This window comes from Trichococcus alkaliphilus, assembly GCF_003008695.1.
Taxonomy (GTDB): domain Bacteria; phylum Bacillota; class Bacilli; order Lactobacillales; family Aerococcaceae; genus Trichococcus; species Trichococcus alkaliphilus.
Genome location: NZ_PXZT01000003.1, coordinates 214,775 through 232,666 on the forward strand (window position 1 = coordinate 214,775; position 17,892 = coordinate 232,666).

At 48.4% G+C, this 17,892-nt stretch carries 16 protein-coding genes; 2 read left to right on the forward strand and 14 right to left on the reverse strand.

The window, feature by feature from the left end:
- Nucleotides 1–67 precede the first annotated feature (67 nt).
- The 11 genes from C7R73_RS04205 to C7R73_RS04255 form a co-directional block, all read right to left on the reverse strand.
- A complete protein-coding gene (locus C7R73_RS04205; RefSeq protein ID WP_106449276.1) occupies nt 68–724 on the reverse strand; it encodes a GntR family transcriptional regulator in 657 nt (218 codons plus the stop codon).
- Nucleotides 725–769: 45 nt separating this feature from the next.
- Complete coding sequence (purK, locus tag C7R73_RS04210; protein WP_106449277.1) at nt 770–1,900, reverse strand: 5-(carboxyamino)imidazole ribonucleotide synthase; 1,131 nt, start codon at nt 1,898–1,900, stop codon at nt 770–772.
- A gap of 216 nt (nt 1,901–2,116) precedes the next feature.
- A complete protein-coding gene (locus tag C7R73_RS04215) occupies nt 2,117–2,737 on the reverse strand; it encodes a glycoside hydrolase family 73 protein (RefSeq protein WP_106449278.1) in 621 nt (206 codons plus the stop codon).
- Between the two features lie 37 nt (nt 2,738–2,774).
- Nucleotides 2,775–3,626 carry a M15 family metallopeptidase gene (locus C7R73_RS04220; RefSeq protein WP_106449279.1) on the reverse strand — a complete coding sequence of 284 codons (852 nt, stop codon included), beginning with the start codon at nt 3,624–3,626 and terminating at the stop codon, nt 2,775–2,777.
- Between the two features lie 145 nt (nt 3,627–3,771).
- A complete protein-coding gene (locus C7R73_RS04225) occupies nt 3,772–4,308 on the reverse strand; it encodes a hypothetical protein (RefSeq protein WP_106449280.1) in 537 nt (178 codons plus the stop codon).
- A 280-nt stretch (nt 4,309–4,588) separates the two neighbouring features.
- Nucleotides 4,589–5,242, reverse strand: coding sequence for a CBS domain-containing protein (locus C7R73_RS04230; protein WP_106449281.1), 654 nt, complete (start codon nt 5,240–5,242; stop codon nt 4,589–4,591).
- A gap of 3 nt (nt 5,243–5,245) precedes the next feature.
- On the reverse strand, nt 5,246–5,914 hold the full coding sequence (locus C7R73_RS04235) for an ABC transporter ATP-binding protein (RefSeq protein WP_106449384.1): 669 nt from the start codon (nt 5,912–5,914) through the stop codon (nt 5,246–5,248).
- A gap of 37 nt (nt 5,915–5,951) precedes the next feature.
- Nucleotides 5,952–6,725 carry an ABC transporter ATP-binding protein gene (locus C7R73_RS04240; protein ID WP_106449282.1) on the reverse strand — a complete coding sequence of 258 codons (774 nt, stop codon included), beginning with the start codon at nt 6,723–6,725 and terminating at the stop codon, nt 5,952–5,954.
- The gene (locus C7R73_RS04245; protein WP_106449385.1) at nt 6,725–7,711 is read right to left on the reverse strand and encodes a branched-chain amino acid ABC transporter permease; all 987 of its coding nucleotides are present in this window, start codon (nt 7,709–7,711) and stop codon (nt 6,725–6,727) included. The genes C7R73_RS04240 and C7R73_RS04245 overlap by 1 nt, the downstream gene beginning before the upstream one ends.
- Before the next feature lie 9 nt (nt 7,712–7,720).
- Nucleotides 7,721–8,599, reverse strand: a complete 879-nt coding sequence (locus C7R73_RS04250) for a branched-chain amino acid ABC transporter permease (RefSeq protein ID WP_106449283.1) — start codon at nt 8,597–8,599, stop codon at nt 7,721–7,723.
- A gap of 224 nt (nt 8,600–8,823) precedes the next feature.
- Nucleotides 8,824–9,969 carry an ABC transporter substrate-binding protein gene (locus C7R73_RS04255; RefSeq protein WP_106449284.1) on the reverse strand — a complete coding sequence of 382 codons (1,146 nt, stop codon included), beginning with the start codon at nt 9,967–9,969 and terminating at the stop codon, nt 8,824–8,826.
- A 404-nt stretch (nt 9,970–10,373) separates the two neighbouring features.
- Between C7R73_RS04255 and C7R73_RS04260 the strand changes: the two genes are divergently transcribed.
- Nucleotides 10,374–10,880, forward strand: coding sequence for an FUSC family protein (locus tag C7R73_RS04260; protein ID WP_106449285.1), 507 nt, complete (start codon nt 10,374–10,376; stop codon nt 10,878–10,880).
- A 62-nt stretch (nt 10,881–10,942) separates the two neighbouring features.
- On the opposite strand, the gene C7R73_RS04265 is transcribed toward C7R73_RS04260, so the two are convergent.
- The 3 genes from C7R73_RS04265 to C7R73_RS04275 form a co-directional block, all read right to left on the reverse strand.
- Nucleotides 10,943–14,767 carry an ABC transporter permease gene (locus tag C7R73_RS04265; RefSeq protein ID WP_106449286.1) on the reverse strand — a complete coding sequence of 1,275 codons (3,825 nt, stop codon included), beginning with the start codon at nt 14,765–14,767 and terminating at the stop codon, nt 10,943–10,945.
- A 15-nt stretch (nt 14,768–14,782) separates the two neighbouring features.
- Nucleotides 14,783–15,484, reverse strand: coding sequence for an ABC transporter ATP-binding protein (locus C7R73_RS04270; RefSeq protein ID WP_086629329.1), 702 nt, complete (start codon nt 15,482–15,484; stop codon nt 14,783–14,785).
- A 232-nt stretch (nt 15,485–15,716) separates the two neighbouring features.
- Nucleotides 15,717–16,244, reverse strand: a complete 528-nt coding sequence (locus C7R73_RS04275) for a nitroreductase family protein (RefSeq protein WP_106449287.1) — start codon at nt 16,242–16,244, stop codon at nt 15,717–15,719.
- Nucleotides 16,245–16,600: 356 nt separating this feature from the next.
- Between C7R73_RS04275 and C7R73_RS04280 the strand changes: the two genes are divergently transcribed.
- The gene (locus C7R73_RS04280; protein WP_106449288.1) at nt 16,601–17,866 is read left to right on the forward strand and encodes a BaiN/RdsA family NAD(P)/FAD-dependent oxidoreductase; all 1,266 of its coding nucleotides are present in this window, start codon (nt 16,601–16,603) and stop codon (nt 17,864–17,866) included.
- Nucleotides 17,867–17,892: the final 26 nt, after the last annotated feature.

Genomic DNA, 17,892 nt, shown 5'->3' on the forward strand with positions numbered 1-17,892 from the left:
CATCCAAAATAAAAGTCCTGCCGCTGAATCATTTGCGTGATTCAGCGGCAGGACTTTCTTTGTCGATCTATTGGGCTAGGATATCGTTTGTGTCTTTCAACGTTTCGAAGAAGAAGATGAGGTATTCGCCCATCTTGTCGTAATCCTTATCGCGTATGCAGATGCTCACTTCATGATAGAGTGCGAGCAATTTGGCTTCGTTTTGATAACGATCTTCATCCATCAGATCACTGTTGTTGGAATAAGTGCTATGGATGTCGTGGGCAGTCGTCATGATCACTTTTTTCATAAATTGGTTATCGCTCTCGGCGATGAACGTCTCAAAGAGTCTGTATTCATTCTTGAAATAACCAGTCGCATCCCGATAATTCAAGTACTCCACTTGTTTTTCAAGGATATTTTCGAAAGTTTTATAGTCCAAGGCGATGTCGTTTTCCTTCAGATACTGCAGGTAGTTCATGATAAGGCCTGCAATCAGTTCCAGGCGTTCCAACAAGCCCTCGTTGGAGATCTTCTTCTCGGCCACGATATAGCCTTTGTAAGTGATGGATTTCACTAACCCTTCTTCCTCCAGCAACAGCAGCGCTGTGCGGATCGGTGTCCGGCTCATGAACAAAGCTTCCGAAATGAGTTGTTCGGTTATTTTGGTTCCAGGAGGCCAAGAATTACTGTCGATTTTGTCTTTTATGTAGTCGTACGCTTTATTGAATAGTCTATCCTCCATGAATTGATTCCTTCCTTCATATAAGAGAGCGGACACCTGTTTCCGTTACTCTGTAGATTCTAACAAGCCGTTTTCTTCCAGTTCATTGATGAGGATATCCGGGTTGTCACCCAATAATGTGACGTGACCCATTTTCCGTTTCGCGCGGTGTTCTTTTTTTCCGTAAAAATGGAAGTGCCAATCCGGTTTGGTCAGCAGCAGAATAAGTGCTTCATCAAGTTTTTCTTCCATGATGTTGAACGTCACGCTTGTATCGTACAGCTGGATTTCCGGAATGGGCAATCCACAGATGCAACGGACAAGGACTTCATATTGAGAGATGCTGCAGCCGTCCAACGAATAATTGCACGAATGGTGTGGACGGACGACCAAACGGTTCACATAGAGGGAACCCGACGACGTCATGAATGTCTCGACCGTCAAAATTCCGGTCAGATTCATGGCCTTCGCAGCCAGTTTGCCGATATGCTCCATCTCTTTCTGGATATTTCCGCCTACGCGTGCAGGCGTGATGGTCTTCACAAGTTTTTGCTCCCGGTAGACCGTCTCCGTGACGGGGAATGACGTGAACACATTGTTCGCGTCCTGTGCTACTGTAATGGTCAACTCCATCTCGAATGGGATCCATGCCTCCAAAATGCACGTTCCTTTTTTCAGCAAGGCTGACGCCCTGCCAAAATCCTCTTCGCTGTACAAAAGATGCTGGACCGGTGTGGCCGCTTCCACACGGATTGGCTTCAGCACACATGGGAAGCCGATGCTTTTGACGGCCTCTTCCATGTCTTCGATGGTCGTTATCGTCGCGTAAGGCGTTACGTTTATGTTCAAGGATTCCAAAAACGCTTTTTCGATCAACCGGTCTTGGGTGATGGAAAGGCTATCCGGATCCTGCGGTATAGCGATATAAGGATTGATTTGCGTCAGCAACATCGTATCCACGGCTTCGGATTCAAAGGTCAGCACATCCGATTTTGCCGCGAGATCCGTCAGCGCATCGAAGTCCGTATATTTCTTGGTTATCTGCCAATCAGCTATTTGCCCAGCCGGACAGGCAGGATCGGCGTCCAAGATGCCTATTTGGTAGCCCATTTTTTTGGCCTCCAAAGCAATCATACGGGCGACATGTCCTCCGCCAATAATACCGATTGTTTTCCCGGGTAAAATTTGATTCGGCATGTGATCACACTACTCTCTTGGATTTTCATTAGAATTTTGTTAAAAAAGTCTTTACCAAATCATTTTATCACTATATTCGACGAATGTCGCCATGCAAAAACTGCCTGTTTGTAGAATTTTCGTGAGAAATAAAGGTAGTTGAGCCAAAAAAACGCGCAGACAGTGGGTTACCTCCTCAAAAGGCCCAATCTGTCCGCGCGTTTCTGTTTGTATGCTTCAACTATCATATTCATAAAGTGCATGCTGTTCAATGACTGCTATCAGCTTGGCCGCATAATCCGGATCGGTCGCATAGCCGCAATCCTGGAGAGCCTGGGCCGCTTCCTGATAGGTTGTTGCCTGCAGAACCGGTGCGTATTGGCTCGGATTCCAAGAGGTGCCGTTGACGAACAGCAACGCATGGTCCTGGACCGATTCCGTCCAGCTGTCGTATACTCTGAAGTTCGCTTGAATGGTTACCCACTGGCCGTTGTAGTATTCATTGGTTGTCAAGAGTACCGTATTTCCCGGATCATCACCCTTCATGCCGTAAAGATTGTTGTAGACGGCAGACAGTTCGCTCTCTCCCCAATCCGATTCGAGGATCGCTTGCGCAATGCTGATGCTGGCGTGGACACCATATGCTGCTTGCATCTGCTGTGCGGCAGGGGCGACATTGGCGATGAAGCCGTTCCCCTGATTACTGCCGTACTCCGGGATAACCGGAACAATTGTAGAAAAATCGCCGATGAGCGACAGACTTGCCATAAAACTGATCAACAAGAAAAATAAAATCTTGATTGCTTGAGCGGATGCCGATTGCGGTTTTTTTCGAGTCCGCTTTCTCTTTCGTGCCATATGTTCCTCCATCTATTTGGTTGTGCTGCTTTACCTGCTATTGTTTACTGTTCCCGAGTGCTTCATTTTGCTTAAGGATCGCAACATATTCTTCCAACGTCAGATTCTGTTCAGTCATGTAAACAGCGTTCTCTACGCCTACATACCGAAAATGCCACGGTTCAAAATTGATGCCGGTTATGGCTTCTTTCGATTTTGGATAGCGCAGAACGAAACCGTATTTGGATGCATTTTCTTTCAGCCACAGCCCTTCCGGATAGTTTTCCAAATCCGGGAATAAGCCTGAATTGCCTTCTTGGTTGGCTAACGCAGTCGATGTGATATCCACGGCGAGCCCGGTTGTGTGTTCGCTGGCATTAGGCAAGGCGATATATTCTTCCGTCTTTGCGCGTGCCTCTTCTTCAGACAAACCTGAGGCCAGATAATTTTGATAGTTGACGTCATAGTTTGCTTGCTGTTGCTCGATGGAGCGGTAACCTGAAATCATCGTGAAATCCATTCCGGCGGCTTTCCCGGCTTCCAACAGCGCTAAGAATGGGTCCTTTATCCTGCTGTCGATCTGATAGCCGCTCTCGGTCAGGTAAAACTCCATTGCGATTTCTGCAGCAAGCTGATTTTCCCTGTTCACCAAAACCAGATTCCAATCAGTTGAGGAAGCGGCCGGTGTCACGATAACTTTGGACTCGGCTTCATCGACTGCAGCTTCGGAAGAGGCTTGCGATTCTTCGGAATGATTGCTTGTTGTCGAATCCTGCTGACTGTTTGACGGTTCATCGTCATCGGTTGTGCACCCTGTGAAAAAGAGCATCGCCAGCAAGAGCCCCGCTAGGAAACGCAGTCTTTGTGCGTACCTCTCAGGTGTATTGGAGTATTTTTTATTCGTTTGCATCTTCTGCCCTCTTCTGGTCTGTAATTTTTTGTTATGCCTATTTTAGCACAAACTCCCGCCAATCCACACCCAAAAAGTAAGCCTACGCTCAAATCCAAACGAAAAGCCAAGATAGTATCATCTCGGCTTTCCGGTTTATATTCTGTTATTCAGTAATTTTTGTGATGGTATCAGGTGTATTTTCATTGAACCATTCAAGCAGATTGATTTTTTCCGAATCGATCTGATGACGGATGATGCTAGGCAAGCGCAGATCGATGATATCTTTGTAACTCCAGAAATCATAATTGCACTCAAGCCGGAGTGTGGTGATTGCCGGTCTATGGATTTCTGAATCATGGACTGTCTCATCGGTAGTATACCATTTGAAATCAGCCAAATCCGTCGCTATCCATTTTTTGGCGACTTGATATTTCAGGAAATGATATTCTCTTACAGGGTTATCTGCCACTTCGGGTAGAATTTCGGCATTTCGGCAAACTTTCTGGACAAGCATCCATTCATAATCGGTGAACAATTTTGAAATGATCTGCATGTTCTCTGGTTTTAAACCATGCTCTCCTTTTTTCCAGCGATCCCAGCTCTGAGGCGAGATCCCTAGTTGATTGGCATAAAAAGCTTTTTCACTGACATATTGCTCTTTGATCGTATACAAGACAATTGTTATAAGTGCATTATTCATTTATGTAACCTCCAATCTATCATGTTCTTATTATACACTTATTACGTGATAAAAGAAATAATTTGCTTAAAAAAACCGCCCACTCCGTTTATGTTGGAGTGAGCGGCTTGCTTATTTGTATGGTTTTGCTTGGTGAACGGGATTATTTGGATCCTTTTAGAACGGTTCTGAATCCTAGAGTTCTCCGCCTAACGCTGTTCATGCCCACTCAGCCAAACCCAGGCTGCGCAGTCCTGAACCTCGTTAGTGCTCAAACTCTGAGCTCAGGATTCATCACACACTATACTCTTTCTGGTTTGTAGATGATCGATCCGATTTCGTAGCCGTGTTCTTCCAGTCTGGCACGGATGCCGTCGATGTCTTTGCTTTCCAACTGGATGACGACTTGGACATAGCCCATTTTGCGGTAAGTCGCGATCTGTTGGATGTTGATGTTCTCATCGGAGAAGATATCGGTCAGGTCTTCGAGAACGCCTTTTTTGTCTTCATGGATATTGACGACAACGCGGACGCCCGGTGTGTAGTAGCCCAGCACATCGATGAAGGCAGAGAAGATATCCTTTTCGGTGATGATGCCGATCAGGCGGTTGCCTGCCTCGACGACCGGCAATACGCTGATGCCATTCTCACGCATCATTACGGCAGCTTCTTCCAAAAGAGCTTCCTTGTTGATCGTCACGACGCGTTTTTCCATGATGTCGGCCACTGTCGTTTTATTCAACAGATAGTTGACTTCATGCATATCCAAGCTGGTCATGCTGGAAGGTGTATTGCGTTCGATGATGCCCTCCGTGATCAAGCCCACGATGGTCTCGCCTTGAACGACCGGCAGACGGTGAATCTTGTGCTCTTTCATCATATCCAAAGCTTCGATGATTTTTGTTGAAGGTTGAATCGTTACTAAATCCGTTGACATATAGCTTTGTACATCCATTGTTTAGCCTCCTAAGTAAGCTTTCTGAACTTCGTCACTTGCTAATAATTCTTCCCCGGTTCCGGTCAATACGATATTTCCCGTCTCCAATACATATCCGCGATTCGCGATTTTCAGCGCAACGTTGGCGTTTTGTTCGATCAAGAGGATCGTCGTGCCTTGTTTCTGGATATCCTGGATGATATGGAAGATTTCCTTGATGAAGATTGGCGCCAGCCCCATCGAAGGCTCATCCAGAAGCAACAGCTTCGGCTTCGTCATCAAAGCGCGGCCCATCGCCAACATCTGCTGTTCCCCGCCGGACAAAGTGGCCGCATCCTGATTTTTTCTTTCGCGCAAAATCGGGAAACGTTCGAATACCGCTTCCAGATCACCGGCAAGGTTCTGTTTGTCTTTGCGGGTGAAGCTTCCCAGGTCAAGGTTTTCCTGTACGGTCAAACCTTTGAATACATGGCGGCCTTCCGGAACTTGGGCGATCCCTTGCTCAACGATTTTTCTGGTCGCCACATTATGGATAGGTTTCCCCAAATATTCGATTTCGCCTGAAGACGGTTTTACCAACCCGGAAATCGTACGCAAAATGGTGGACTTCCCTGCTCCGTTGGCTCCGATCAAAGTCACGATTTCGCCTTCATTCACTTCAAAGCTGATATCTTTGATGGCTTGGATCATGCCATAATGCACAGATAGATTTTTTACTTTCAGCACGTTAGTCGCCTCCTAGATAAGCCTTGATTACGGCTGGATTTTTTTGGATTTCTTCCGGCGTTCCTTTGGCAAGCAGACGGCCGTATTCCAACACATAGATTCTTTCGCACACGTTCATGACCAAGGACATATCATGCTCGATCAAGACGACTGTGATTTTGAAATCTTTCTGTATTTTGCGGATCAAAGCAGTCAATTCCGCAGTCTCTTGCGGATTCATGCCGGCTGCCGGCTCATCCAGGAATAGGATTTTCGGATTCGTCGCCAAAGCTCGGACGATTTCCAAACGACGTTGCTCGCCGTAAGGAAGATTTTTCGCCAATACATCATATTTCTTTTCCAATTCGAAAATGGCCAACAGTTCCAAAGCTTTTTCACGCATTTCTGCTTCCTTGCGGTAATAAGTCGGCGTGCGCAACAAGCTGTGGAAAGTATTCTCACCCATAGTGCTGTGCATCGCGATCAGTACATTGTCGATGACCGTCAATTCCTTGAAGAGGCGGATGTTTTGGAAGGTACGCGCCAAGCCGAGATCCGTAATTTTGTAAGGCGCTTTTCCGTTCAACAACACTTTTTTGTTGTCGATCTCCAATTCAATCGTGCCTTCTGTCGGAACGTAAACACCGGTCAGCAAGTTGAAGAAGGTCGTTTTTCCAGCACCATTTGGACCGATCAGACCGACCAATTCATTTTCTTCGATCGCAAAATCGACATTGGATACAGCGGCCAAACCGCCGAAGTTTTTGGTCAATTCTTTTACTTCTAATAGGCTCATTATTGGACCTCCTTCTTAGCAGAATCTTTTTTCCCAAAGCGCTTCATCAAAGCGGACATCGTAAATTCACGGTTGCCCAATAATCCGCCTGGACGGAATACCATGATGGCGATGATGGCCAGAGCGTAGAAAATCATCCGCAGCTCGCCAAACGCTTGCAGATACGTATTCAGGACACCCAACACAACGGCTGCGACGACTGTGCCGGTTACACTGCCGATTCCGCCGAACACGACGATGATCAGCACGTCGATCGATTTTTGGAAAGTGAAATCGCCCGGATTGATTACGCTGAAATAAGTGCCGTACATGGAACCGGCGATGCTGGCAGTCGCCGCACCGATCATGAAGGCGATGACTTTGTATGTTGTTGCGTTGACACCCATCGACTCGGCAGCAATTTCATCTTCGCGGATGGCAATAGTCGCACGGCCAGGGCTGCTGTTGATGTAGTTGACTGTAAGGATGGTCGATACGATCAGTATCACGAACAAAGCCATGATGAAACCAGCATTCGATTCGAAAGGGAAAGAGATGCCGCTGATTCCGCGGGCACCATTGGTCAGTTCACCCATATTCAGAATCAGGATACGGATGATTTCAGCTACCCCCAAGGTCGCAATCGCCAAGTAGTCGCCTTTCAGACGGAGCGTCGGTATTCCGACGATCAAAGCCACGATGATGGAGATGATCATGCCCACGAACAAGCCGACAAAGAAGCCCGCCAAGCCTTCTATCAAATCGCCGATTATGGCACCACTATAGGCACCGATTGCCATAAAACCGGCATGTCCCAGTGAGAACTGGCCGGAAAATCCGATGACCAGATTCAGTCCGATCGCCAAGATGATGTTTATCAAGATTGTAACTAAAGTTATTTGGTAGAAGGGAGAAATCATATTTGTGCTGACGCCGATGAACAGTACGACAGCCATCACAGCGATAAGAATGAGCCAACCTAGATTTGTTTTATTGAATTGTTTCATTTTTATCACCTACACTTTCTCTTTTGTATTTTTCCCGAAGATTCCGGAAGGTTTAACGATCAGGATGATGATCAGGATCAAGTACACGACTGCATCTTTGAACATCGATCCGCCATAAGCGCTGACCAAAGTCTCGATGATTCCGATGACATAACCGCCGACCATGGCTCCAGGGATGATGCCGATGCCGCCGAATACTGCCGCAACGAAGGCTTTCAGACCTGGTGTCACACCCATCAATGGCGAGATCGAATTATAATAGATTCCGACCAATACACCTGCCGCTCCGGCTAAGGAAGAGCCCAGAACGAACGTAAAGGAAATGACGTTATCCACGTTGATCCCCATCAATTGTGCTGCTTCAGGATCAGTACTGACTGCCCGCATCGCTTTTCCCATCTTTGTGTACTTCACGATGACCTGCAGAGCGATCATCAGAATGACCGTCGTCAGGAAAATCAGGATCTGCTGCGAGTTGATGGTCACACCGCCGAATGTCCAATTCCGGACTATCAATGCTGTCGGGAAGGCCTTCACCTGCGGACCCATTATATAAATCATGACATTTTGCAATAAATAAGAAACCCCGATGGCTGTAATCAGCGTCGCTACCCTTGTTGCGCCCCGCAACGGTTTGTAGGCGACCTTCTCGATGACCACCCCTAAAATGGCACAAAAAATCATTGAAATCAGAATGGATGGGAAAAGACCAAGGCCAACGTTTTGGATCAAAGCATATCCAAGGTACGCGCCCACCATATAAATGTCCCCGTGGGCAAAGTTAATCAATTTGATGACACCGTATACCATCGTGTACCCTAGCGCAATCAAGGCGTAGATACTTCCCAACGATATACCGTTTATCAGCTGTTGAACTAAATTTTCCATTTTACACCTCTCTTTTCTTCTGCTGTGCAGAAGTTTTTCTTTCATTATACTGTATTGTTCGCCTATAGTTTACTATTATTCACGCACGATGAGGGATTCTCTAATGAAGAGGTTAAACATAAAGAAAGGTGCTCAGCAAATTCTGCCAGCACCTCATTGTGTTACTTTAGAATCAAACGGTCTATTCAGGTTTCAATGCCGCAATGTTGTGCGCCAGACTATTTTTATTTAGCTGGTTCCACAACAGAGTTGCCGACTTCTACACCATCTTGTAATTCAATAACGAAAGCGGATTTGATAGGGTTGTGGTTCTCGTCAAATGAGAATGTACCCGTTACGCCTTCGAAATCTTCAGTTGCCGCTAAAGCGTCTGTAATTGCTTGAGGCTCTGTGCTGTCAGCAGTCGTGATTGCGTCGAATACTAATTGCGCAGCATCGTAAGCCAAAGCTGCGAATGAATCTGCAGGTTTGCCGTACTCTGCTTCAAAAGCAGCCAAGAATTCTTGTACTTTAGGGTCTTCACTATTCGGAGTGAAGTGGCTAGCGTAGAATACATTATCGACGTTGTCGGCACCTGCCAATTCAACCAATGTTGAGTTAGCGAAGCCATCCGGTCCTAGGATCGGTTGCGTGATTCCCATTTCGCGGGCTTGCTTGATGATCAGTCCGCCTTCTTCATAGTACCCAGGCAAGAAGATGACATCATAATCCATTTGTGCAATGTTTGTTAAGATCGCTTTGAAGTCGGTATCGCCGGCTGTGAAGTTTTCTTCCGCTACGATTTCTCCTTCAAATGTTTCTTTGAATGCATCCGACAAGCCGATTGCGTAGTCAGTGGAGTTATCCACTAAGATGACAGCTTTTGTAGCTTGCAGATCTGTTTGGGCGAATTCAGCCAAGGCTTTACCTTGGAATGAATCTTGGAAACATACGCGGAACACGTATTCCAACACGGAATCGCCATCCATAGTTACAGCATCACCTGTAGCAGCAGGAAGGATCGCTGGTACTTTTGCTCTTGTGACTGCTGGAGATTGCGCATTTGCTGCACCCGTTGTAGCAGGTCCCAGGATTGCGACAACATTATCTTCAGTAGCTAAACGAGTCGCAACCGATGTGGATTCTGAAGGCTCAGATTTATTATCGTAAGATACGTATTCAATCTGTTTGCCCAATAAACCATCTGCAGCGTTCTGTTCTGCAACTGCCATTTTGATCCCTTGATCCATCAGCGTGCCGTATGCACTCGCACCGCCTGATAATTCGAAGTTACCACCCAATTTGATTGTATCGCTCTCTTCTGTCGCGCCATTGCCGCATGCTGCAAGTACGAATACAGATGCCAAGCCCATCAATAATTTCTTTTTCATCTAAATAATCCTCCCCATCTCACTATATGTTAATAATTCGTTGCAAATCCAAAGAAAAGGCCCTCATCCTTCTCCTTAAAATTTAATGTCATTAGTATAGAATATTCTGACAATTTAAGCAACCCAATTTTGGTCTTTTTTGGCAAAAAGCGAATGTTCTTTTTTTACCCTACCTCAAAAAGGCTCCGTTGCAACAAAACCAATCAAATGACTTGCCTGACAACGGACATTTTTCGTCCAAAAACAACTGCTCCTTTTTTCTCATTTTCCGGAAAGTCATACTGAACAAAACCGCAAATTCAGGTGTATTATTTGCACAATAATACGAAAATGACTTGATTAAAATTCAAAAATGCTTATGATTGAGATATTATTTCATTTCGAGAGGAAGTGCAGTACTTACTATGTTCCATTTGGATAAGGAGAAGTTCCGCGTAGGCATGCGTACGACCAAATCCGGCGTTGCTGTCGGGTTTTGTGTCCTGCTGTTCAAACTGTTGGACCGAGGTTCTCCTATGTTGGCCGGTTTGGCGGCAGTCTTTGCTTTGCGTGAAGATTGCTCGCAGTCACTCCATCATGGCATCCGTCGTGTCGGAGGCAATTCTGTCGCCGGTATCCTCGGAGTCGCCTTGATTGCCATCAAAGATTTTCTGGGACTGGATTTTTCTGTGGATTTCTTCGGTACGATCATCGCCGTCATCATCCTGATTACGGTCTGCAATGTCCTGGACATGTCGACGGCTATCGTCGGCGCGACCGCGACCTTCCTTGTCGTTTTCTACAATATAGACGACACCGAAAAGATCACGTACGCCATCCAAAGGGTACTGGACACAGTCATCGGCACTTCCATCGCCATCGGGGTCAACTACCTGCTGCCAGGCGCGCCTCAAGCACCATCCGAAAACTGAATATCTGCAGAATAAAACGCGCAAGCTGCCATCGGTTGGCCGCTTGCGCGTTTTTTCTATGCTTATTCGACTGACTTGAGCGCTTCGATCATGTCCACTTGTTTCAGTTTGCGGTGCATGATCAGCATGACGACGCTTGAGAACAATAACGACAGCAGACCTGAATACAGGTAACTGATCGGCATGATGGTCGGCGGGAACATCATGAAGTCGATTTCCACCATTTTGAGAACGACTGTGCTCAAAATTTTCCCGAGAACAAACCCGGACAAAATGCCCAGCAAGGTTAGGATCAACGACTCTCTGTAGATGTACAAGCTCACTTCCACATCGTAGAACCCCAATACTTTGATGGTCGACAGTTCTCTGATTCGCTCCGATACGTTGATGTTCGTCAGACTGTACAGGACAACGAAAGCCAAGGCAGCCGCGGACACGATCAATACCAGTGTGACGATATCAAGACTCCCCAAGGTTTCAGCGAAGCTGCGGTCGACGGAGTTGATGAATGTCACCAGCGCCACAGCCTGTTCTCCCATCGCTTCGGATCCGAATCTCCGTTCCCAACTTTCCGGTTCGTCAAACAGCAAAAGATCGGTTGTCGGTTCCGCGGCTTGGATAAAAATCTCTTCATAAAGGGATGATGTCAAGTAAATATAGTGGTTGACGTAGTTCTCGGTGACAGCCTTGATCGGCACCTGATAGGTCTGCATTTCATCGTTGCGGATTTCGATGCTGTCCCCCGGTCCGACGCCTGCCAAATTTGCCAATTTTTCCGAGATGACGGCTCCCTCATCAGTCAGCGCGATCGGTTCTTGGGTTGAGCGGTCACGCAGGCTGACAAAATCCGAAAGATTTTCGGTTCCCAACGGAGAAAAAACCGTGACGTTCTGCAGGTTCACACCTTTTTTATCGAGTTTATAGCTCTCCTGGACCACTTTGAGATGGTCCGTAATTTCAGGAGTCGCAGCGATCAGTTCGTCATAAGAAGTGATGTCTTCCTCGCTTGCTTCCGGACGCATCGCCGTGATTGCATTGTAGCGCATCACCTCATTGAACTGCGTGTCCGCCAAGCCGGAGATGGAATTCTTGATGCCATATCCGGTCAGAATCAAGGCGGTACAGCCGGCCACACCCAGAATCGTCATCATATTGCGCGCTTTGTAGCGCAGCAAGTTCCGTACCGTTATCTTTGAATTGAAGCTCAGACGATCCCAAACGAACGTCAGTCGTTCCAAAAGCACACGTTTGCCGTTCTTAGGCGCTTTCGGCCGCATCATCGCTGCTGGATTTTCCCGGAGTGACGTATGGGCAGCCCATGCGGCCGGGCCGATGGTGCAGAGCAGCGCAATAGCTATGGAAATCAGTGCGTAGGACAGGTAATACGTGATCTTCACGGAAGGCAGGCTGTACATGGACCCATAAGCATCAAAGATGACCGCAGGGAAAATATTGTAACCGGCCACCAAACCGAGGGATGTCCCCACAATGCAAGCAATCGCTGCATAGATCAAATATTTTTTGGCGATGTCGAAATCGCTGTAGCCAAGGCCTTTCAGCGTTCCCATCTGTTGGCGCTGTTCATCCACCATCCGGGCCATCGTCGTGAAGCTCACCAAGGCCGCAATCAGGAAGAAAAACACCGGAAAAATTTCTGCGATGGCCGAGATGCGGTCGGCATTGTCGCGAAATTCCTGATAACCAGGATTGCCGGATCGATCCGTCACATAGTAGACAGGGTCGACCAGATCGGACAAAGCTTGTTTCGCTTCCTCGACCTGCCGTTCCCCATCGGCTATCTCGATTTCTGCATCGCCCCGCTGAGCTTTGAACGTGGCCAAGCCCTCTTGATACTCTGCTTCGCCCTGCTGGATTTCCTGCCAAGCTTCAGCAAGGGCCTGTTCACCGCTCGCACGTTGGCTTTCCAACTCGGCCCAGCCGTTGTTGATCTGTGCCTGCCCGTCCTCCAGCTGGGTCAATGCAGACGCCAATTCCAATCTGCCGTTCTCCAATGCTGTCCCTTGTTCGGCGAACTGAGCATCTGCGGCTGCAATTTGGGCATCGGCATCGGACATGAATGCCGCAATTTTTTCTTCCAGCAGTTGTTGCTGCCTCAGCAATTCTTCTCCTCTGCCAGCCAGCTCGACGCCGGCTTCCTCCAAGAGGTGCTGTTCTTCCAATAGAGCGGCCTCTTCACTGGCCCGTTCCGTTTGGAAAGCCGCGGCAGCTCCGGTTAAGGCTTCATGCCTGCTCGTTAAGGAGGCGCCCTGTTGCTCCAACTCACTTTGGCGGATAGCTAAATCCGCTTCGGCTTGAACCAGAGCTGCCTGCTCCGCATCCAAAGCTGCTTGTTGATCAGCGACAGCTGCCCAGCGTTCCGCAACGCTGGGGTCCGTTTCTGGATCCAAAGCTGCCAAGGCGTCCCTTTCAGCATCGATGGCGGCTTGCCTTGCGGAGAACTCCGCTTGTTTGGTTGCTTTTTCCGTTTGGAAGGCTGTCATGTCAGCAGTGAAAATAGTCAGTTCGTTCTGATAGGCTGCCGCATCGGTCTCCAGACTCGTCTGCTCGACCAAAAGCAGTTCGCCTTTTGTGGCTAATGCGGTTGCCCGTTCTTGCAGCTCCACACCTTTGGCCTCCAGTGAGGCTTGGGTCTCTTCAACTTCGGCTTGCCCATCCATTAAAGACTGCGCCAAATCAGCGATTTCGCGTCCTTCCGGTGTGTCGGGCAGGCTCGCCAGCAGCACCTCCAATGAAGCCGCCGCTGAAGCATCCGACCCGCTCCCTAGCAGGGAGTCTTTCTGCGACTCCCAGGCAACTTTTGCCTCATCGTAGAGCGCTTTGTTTTCCAGGTAGGTTGCCAGGCCTGCGCGGTATTCGGCCATGCCCGCGTCGATTTCGGCTTGGCTGGCGGCTAAGGTGTTCTCGGCTTTTGCGATTTCATCCAGAAACAACTGGCGATTTTCTTCATGGGTCGCTGTGCCATCATCCAATTGTTGCCGGGCATCCTGAAGTTCCTGCTCGACTTCCGCAAGCTTGTCTTTCCCTTCCTGCAGTTCATCCTCCGCATCTTTGATTTCCCGCTGACCTTCTGCTCGGATTTCGTTGATGCGTTCCAACGGTCTCCCGTTCAAGGCGAGCTCCACTTCATCGGCCAGGCTGTCCACCTGATCGTCATAGCTGTCCGTGTAGCCAATTTCCGCTGCTTCGGGAGCGATCGTCAGGTAAGCCTCCGTGTAGATGTTGCCGAGTATGTCCGAAACGGGCACGACAACGAAAGCATCCAGGCTGCCTTTCCCGACGTTCGTAGAGCCACGCATCATCGTTTCGATGTACATCGGCGAGTCGACGAAACCGACGACCGTGTATTCCTGCTCTTTCAAGGAAATGCGATTTTCCTTTTCCTCCTCACTGAGCCCTTCTTCGGGCTCGTGGCGGAAGATGATGGTATCCCCAATCTGATAAGTGTTCATCAAATTCTGTTTCGCATCCAAGGCGATTTCCCCGCTTGTCTCCGGCAATCTGCCATCGACGAGCTCATATTCATTGACCGGATCCGCACCGCTTTGCAACGGGAAGACTTTTACGAGAAAGTCGCTGCCGTCCATTTCGATATCCACCGTACGCATCGGATGGGCGGTCAAATCGGACGTTTCCGCCAGAATGGCGATGTCCGCTTCTTCCAATCCGTAAGTGGACAGCACCTTCAGGTCATACAGGTTGTTTTCTTCATAATATTGGTTGGCGGTATCCAGCATATCCGGACCCGCCGCTTTGATGCCGGCAAAGAAAGCCACGCCCAACGTAATGATAGCCAATAACGCTAAGAAGCGCGCCTTACTTTTGCCTATCTCTATCCAGATGTCTTTCCATAGCGCCTTCTTCTTCATCGTCGTCTCCCCCTCCTACCATTCGATTTCTGATACTGGTTTGGGATTCGGATTTTCATGGACTGCCCTTACTTTGGCATTGTTGATTTCAATGATCCGGTTCGCCATGGCTGCGATGGCTTGGTTGTGCGTAATGACGATGACTGTCGTTCCGGTATCGAGGCACGTATCCTGCAGCAATTTGAGCACTTGTTTGCCCGTTTCGTAATCCAGTGCCCCGGTCGGCTCGTCGCAAAGCAACAGCTTGGGCTGCTTCGCCAAAGCGCGGGCGATGGCGACGCGCTGCTGTTCGCCTCCCGAGAGCTGCGCTGGGAAGTTGTCCATGCGCTCGCCCAAGCCTACCTCACGCATGACTTCGGCAGCGTCGCGGGCATGCGGGGATATCTGCGAGGCAAGCTCCACGTTCTCCTTCGCCGTCAGGTTAGGCACCAGATTATAGAATTGGAAGACGAAACCGACATCCCGCCTTCTGTAGGTCGTCAAGGCTTTTGAAGTGAACTGGGAGATGTCCACTCCATCGATGCTGATATGGCCTTCATCGGCATCATCCATTCCTCCAAGGATGTTCAGAACGGTGGATTTCCCGGCTCCACTGGGCCCCAATATCACTACAAACTCTCCTTCGTTGATGTCGAAGCTGATTTTGTCGTTGGCTGTGATGCGTGTCTCGCCCATCTGATAAAATTTACTGACATTCTTTAAGGAAATGTACGCCATCATGTATCCCTTCATTTCTTGATTGATTTGTATTCTGAAGCTTTCCGGAAAAATGATCCGCAATTCCGCAATATAGTTAACTGTTTTATTAGTACAATCGTATACAAACGCGCGCAGAAATGCAATCGGAGCCCTAATCTTTGGTTAAGCCCACTCTCAGACGGGTATGCAAAAAACGACCCGGGAAACCTGAACGTTTCTCCTGAGGTCGTTTTTCATTGCCTGAATCGTGCTATTCGACGATATTGCTGGCGATTTTTTCCAACGTGCGTGGTCTGTCATGTAGATAGCCGTGCGGATAACCTGCCACCATCCCGGCAACAGGCGTGAAACCTTCGGGAATCTGCATTTTTTCGCGGATCCCTTCAGCATCCAATGTGCCGTTCGCCATCAGTCCCATCAGGAAGCAACTTCCCAAAAGTTCTGCGGTTGCCTGCAAGTGCATATTTTCTACGATTGCGGCCGCACTGGCGATGCTGCCTGGTTTAGCCGGTTCCTTGGCGGAAACAACGAAAAAGGCAGGTGCTCCGTACAACGGGTCCTTATCCTTGTTGCCCGTCACTTCCTTAGCCGCATATGTAATCGCTGCCAATATTTCCGAATTTTTTATGACCGTGATATGGTAATCCTCAAAGCGACCGCGGCTGATTGGTGCATTTTGGCCAGCTTGCAGCATAATTTCGATTTGTCCTCGGGATAGCCCGAACGTTTGGAAGTTGCGTGTTGTTTGTCGTGTATGCATTACTTTCATAAAATCCATTTCATTTCCCTCACTTCTCAAAAAATAACTATACTATATGGCTATTATACCCTTTCAGGCACAAAAAATGAACGGAAATCGAGGCTTACAGAAAAAATCATTCTGCATGATCACTGCTTAGCTGTTCAGCAATCAAAGCCACGTTTCCGTCCAAGAGGGAGGAGTTTCTTCTGCGGGTACAGAAGAGGAAAAAAGAAACTATTATCTTTGGGTATAGATACAGTATAGCCGCGATTTTTGAATATTTAATGAAGGAAAGCATCCTTTTTCGTGACCATTCCGGGAAGAAAGCCATTTTCAGATGGACATATCTATGATAAAGTAAGTGCAACAAAAGAACGGAGAAACTATATACTATGAAAACACGCATCATTATTGTCGGTGGAGGTTCGAGTGGTCTGATGGCGGCTTGCACTGCTGCCGAATCAGGGGCTGAAGTGACGCTCCTCGAACAAAATCCAAGTCTAGGGAAAAAATTGCTTCTGACAGGCGGCGGACGCTGCAACGTCACCAACAATCGTCCCGAAGAGGAAATCATCCGGCACATTCCCGGAAACGGAAAATTCCTCCACAGCAGCTTTACCCAATTCAGTCAATATGACATTATGACCTTCTTTATCGAACGCGGAGTCGCCCTGAAGGAAGAGGATCACGGCCGGATGTTCCCTGTCACGGACAAAGCCCGTACTATCCTCGAAGCATTCATAGAGGAACTGAAGCGGCTTCAGGTCCAGATTCGGACTAACATAAAAGTGGAACGCATCCTGATCGAAAATGGACAGGTGACCGGTGTCCTTTTGGAGGATGGCGAGATCCTCCCGGCCGATCGGATCATCCTGGCAACCGGTGGGAAGGCTCTTCCGCGCACAGGATCCAAAGGCGATGGCTACAAGTTCGCCAAAGCAGCTGGACACACCATCACGGAACTGTACCCGACCGAAGCACCGATCACATCCGATGCGGACTTCATCCGTTCAAGCGAACTGAAGGGACTTTCCTTACGCAACGTTGCCCTCAGCATTAAAAATAAAAAAGGCAAAACTGTCGTGTCCCATCAGATGGACATGATTTTCACCCACTTCGGCGTGTCCGGCCCCGCAGCTTTGCGCTGTTCGATGTTTGTCCACCAGACGATGAAGCGCGATAAAACCGACATCGTCACGATGTCATTGGATGTCCTGCCGGAACTTTCATTGGGTGCCGTCGAGCAACAGTTGCAGAAGCTCATCAAGGACCAACCGGAAAAGAGCGTCAAAAACGGCTGGAAAGACCTGATGCCGGAGCGTTATCTGCTTTTCGGCTGCAGCCAGGCCGCTATCGACCCGCAGAAATCCCTGAAGGAATTGACGCCGAAGGAAATCAAAGCTTTCGCCGACTTCTGCAAAAATTTCTCCTTTGAAGTGAACGGCACGCACCCATTGGATAAGGCCTTCGTCACCGGCGGCGGCGTCTCCACGAAGGAAATCAATCCGAAGACGATGGAAAGCAAACTGACGCGGGGTCTTTATTTCTGCGGCGAACTGATCGACTACAACGGCTACACAGGCGGCTACAACATCACCGGTGCCTTTGTCACAGGGCACACTGCTGGGCAGCATGCAGCTGCAGATCGGGACGAATAAAAACATCCATGCGCAAAGAGAACGGA

Bases quoted from the DNA above. Each gene is read 5' to 3' on its own strand.
- C7R73_RS04205 (WP_106449276.1), bottom strand. From the start codon at position 724: ATGGAGGATAGACTATTCAATAAAGCGTACGACTACATAAAAGACAAA.
- purK (WP_106449277.1), bottom strand. From the start codon at position 1,900: ATGCCGAATCAAATTTTACCCGGGAAAACAATCGGTATTATTGGCGGA.
- C7R73_RS04215 (WP_106449278.1), bottom strand. From the start codon at position 2,737: ATGGCACGAAAGAGAAAGCGGACTCGAAAAAAACCGCAATCGGCATCC.
- C7R73_RS04220 (WP_106449279.1), bottom strand. From the start codon at position 3,626: ATGCAAACGAATAAAAAATACTCCAATACACCTGAGAGGTACGCACAA.
- C7R73_RS04225 (WP_106449280.1), bottom strand. From the start codon at position 4,308: ATGAATAATGCACTTATAACAATTGTCTTGTATACGATCAAAGAGCAA.
- C7R73_RS04230 (WP_106449281.1), bottom strand. From the start codon at position 5,242: ATGGATGTACAAAGCTATATGTCAACGGATTTAGTAACGATTCAACCT.
- C7R73_RS04235 (WP_106449384.1), bottom strand. From the start codon at position 5,914: ATGATCCAAGCCATCAAAGATATCAGCTTTGAAGTGAATGAAGGCGAA.
- C7R73_RS04240 (WP_106449282.1), bottom strand. From the start codon at position 6,725: ATGAGCCTATTAGAAGTAAAAGAATTGACCAAAAACTTCGGCGGTTTG.
- C7R73_RS04245 (WP_106449385.1), bottom strand. From the start codon at position 7,711: ATGAAACAATTCAATAAAACAAATCTAGGTTGGCTCATTCTTATCGCT.
- C7R73_RS04250 (WP_106449283.1), bottom strand. From the start codon at position 8,599: ATGGAAAATTTAGTTCAACAGCTGATAAACGGTATATCGTTGGGAAGT.
- C7R73_RS04255 (WP_106449284.1), bottom strand. From the start codon at position 9,969: ATGAAAAAGAAATTATTGATGGGCTTGGCATCTGTATTCGTACTTGCA.
- C7R73_RS04260 (WP_106449285.1), top strand. From the start codon at position 10,374: ATGTTCCATTTGGATAAGGAGAAGTTCCGCGTAGGCATGCGTACGACC.
- C7R73_RS04265 (WP_106449286.1), bottom strand. From the start codon at position 14,767: ATGAAGAAGAAGGCGCTATGGAAAGACATCTGGATAGAGATAGGCAAA.
- C7R73_RS04270 (WP_086629329.1), bottom strand. From the start codon at position 15,484: ATGGCGTACATTTCCTTAAAGAATGTCAGTAAATTTTATCAGATGGGC.
- C7R73_RS04275 (WP_106449287.1), bottom strand. From the start codon at position 16,244: ATGGATTTTATGAAAGTAATGCATACACGACAAACAACACGCAACTTC.
- C7R73_RS04280 (WP_106449288.1), top strand. From the start codon at position 16,601: ATGAAAACACGCATCATTATTGTCGGTGGAGGTTCGAGTGGTCTGATG.